Below are 2428 nucleotides of genomic sequence, written 5' to 3'. Positions count from 1 at the left end.
TCCTCCACCCGGGCCACCACCTTCTTGATCGAGTACTCGTCGGGGCCGATGGCCGGGAAGAGCCCGTCCTGCCCCTCCTGGATCCAGGGGCTCAGGTGGCTCGCCTCGATCGCGGTGCCGTCGGCCATCACCACGGCCCGCTCGATCACGTTCTCGAGCTCCCGCACGTTGCCCGGCCAGCCGTAGCGAAGAAGCATCTCCATCCCCTCGGCGCTCACCCCGGTCACGGGTTTCCCCGTGTCCTGGGCGAACCGCTCCAGGAACCGGTTCACCAGGAGCGGGATGTCCTCGCGCCGCTCCCGGAGGGGCGGCACCAGCACCGGGATCACGCTGAGCCGGTAGTAGAGGTCCTCCCGAAACCCGCCCTCGGCCACGAGCTTCTTGAGATCCACCTGGGAGGCGCTCACCACCCTGACGTCCACCGGGAGGTCCGCGGCCCCCCCCACCCGGCGCGTCACCCCCTCCTGGAGCACCCGCAGGAGCCGTACCTGGAGGAACGGGGGCAACCCGTCCACGTCTTCGAGGAACAGGGTGCCGCCCTGGGCCTGCTCGAACAGGCCCGGCCTGGCCCTGGGCGCGTCGGCGAAGGCCCCGGGCTCGTGGCCGAAGAGCTCCGCCTCGAGCACCGCCTCGGGCACGGCCCGGCAGTTCACCTTGAGGAACGGCCCGTCGGCCCGCCGGGAGTTGGCGTGGAGCGCCCGGGCCAGCACCTCCTTGCCCGTTCCGGCCTCCCCCACCAGAAGAACGCTCGTCCGGTAGTCGGCCACCTTGGCCAGCAGTTCCAGAACCGCCTGCATCCGGGGGCTACGGGCCACCAGGTTTTCGAACCGGTACTCCCGCCGGATCGCCTCCTTGAGCGCCCGGTTCTCCCTGAGGAGCCGCTCGCGCTCCTCGGCCTTCTTCAGAGTCAGGAGCACCTCGTCCGTCTTGAACGGTTTCGAGATGTAGTCGTAGGCCCCGAGCTTGAGAGCCTCCAGGGCGGTGTCCACCGTGCCGTAGGCCGACATCATCACGATGGTCGAGGTGCAGCCCCGGGCCCGCGCCTTCCGCAGGAACTCGAGCCCGTCCACCCGGGGCATCTTGATGTCGCACAGCACGAAGTCGAACCCGTCGGCGCCCCGCTCGTCGAGAAGGTCGAGGGCCTCCTGGCCGTCGGCCGCCTCGGTGACCGTATAGCCCTCGTCCGCCAGGATCGACGCGAGGGTCTCCCGGACGATGCCCTCGTCGTCCACGATGAGAAGCGTGTGGGTCACGATCGTTTCTCCCGCCTGGCGATGGGTCAGCCCAAAAGCCCCAGGTACCATCCCACGAGTTCGGGCCCGGCGTAAAGGTAGAGGGCGGCCCCCAGGCACAAAAACGGGCCGTAGGGCACCTCGAGCCGAAGCCCTCCTCCCCGCACAATCCCCCACGCCACCCCCACGGCCGCGCCCACGAGCGACGAAACGAACACGGTGAAGAGCACGGCCTGCCATCCCAGGAACGCGCCAACGGCGCCGAGGAACTTGACGTCCCCGAGCCCCATGCCCTCCCGGCCGGTAACCGCCCGATACCCCAGGGCCACGGCCAGAAGGAGCCCCGCCCCCAGCCCGGCGCCCAGGAGGCTCTGGACCGGCCCCAGCCCGGTCACGAACGAGGCGGCGAACCCGGCCGCGATGCCCCCGAGGCTCAGGGAGTCGGGGATGATCCTGTGGTCCAGGTCGATGAAGGTCACGGCCACGAGCCCGGCCACGAACACGAAATAGGGCCCGAACGCCCACGCGGGCCCCACCCGGAGCCACAGGAGCGCCGAGAGTGCGGCCGTGAGCGCCTCCACCAGGGGGTACCGGGGCGAGATGGGGGCCCCGCAGTCCCGGCACCGGCCCCGGAGCACGAGGTAGCTCAGGATCGGCACGTTGTCCCGGGGCCGGACCCGATTGCCGCACCGGGGGCAGTGGCTGGGGGGCCGCACCAGCGACTCCCCCCGGGGAAGCCGGTAGATCACGACATTCAAAAAGCTCCCCACCACGGCCCCGAGCAGGGCGGCCGCGGGGGTTCCGAACAGGGTCAGGGGGTCCAACGCGGTTCTCCAATCCGGGACGTCGCGGGGAGCGATACGGGCCCAAGGGACCGGGGGCGCCCCAGACGCGGCCGATTCCCCCCGAGACGGTGGACCGGCCGCCCCTGGGCCCGCCGGGGCGGCCGGCTATGCGTTGACACCCCGACCGCCGGGCGCCTATCTTCGTTTGCTCCGATCCTCTTTCGCAACGCGCTCCCGAGGGAGATGGACGTGCATCCCTGGAACGGCTCCTCCAACATCCTCGCCATGGCCTTCGGCTCCGGGCCCGTGGTGGGCGGCGTTCTCCTCGTGCTCGTGCTCGCCTCGGTCCTGTGCTGGGGCATCATCCTCTACAAGTTCTGGGTGATCCGCCAGGCGGCGCGCCAGAGCCGG

The 2428-nt window shown here is 70.8% G+C and carries 2 protein-coding genes; both read right to left on the bottom strand.

Going from position 1 to position 2428, the window contains the following annotated elements; translation table 11 throughout:
* The coding region (locus ACY0I8_RS17735) for a sigma-54-dependent transcriptional regulator (RefSeq protein WP_461395806.1) at positions 1-1253 on the bottom strand (1253 nt) is incomplete at its 3' end.
* 26 nt (positions 1254-1279) lie between these two features.
* On the bottom strand, positions 1280-2056 hold the full coding sequence (locus ACY0I8_RS17730; RefSeq protein WP_461395805.1) for a prepilin peptidase: 777 nt from the start codon (positions 2054-2056) through the stop codon (positions 1280-1282).
* Positions 2057-2428 lie beyond the last annotated feature (372 nt).

The organism is Deferrisoma sp. (assembly GCF_054681715.1).
This window is presented reverse-complemented; position numbering and strand designations above follow the sequence as displayed.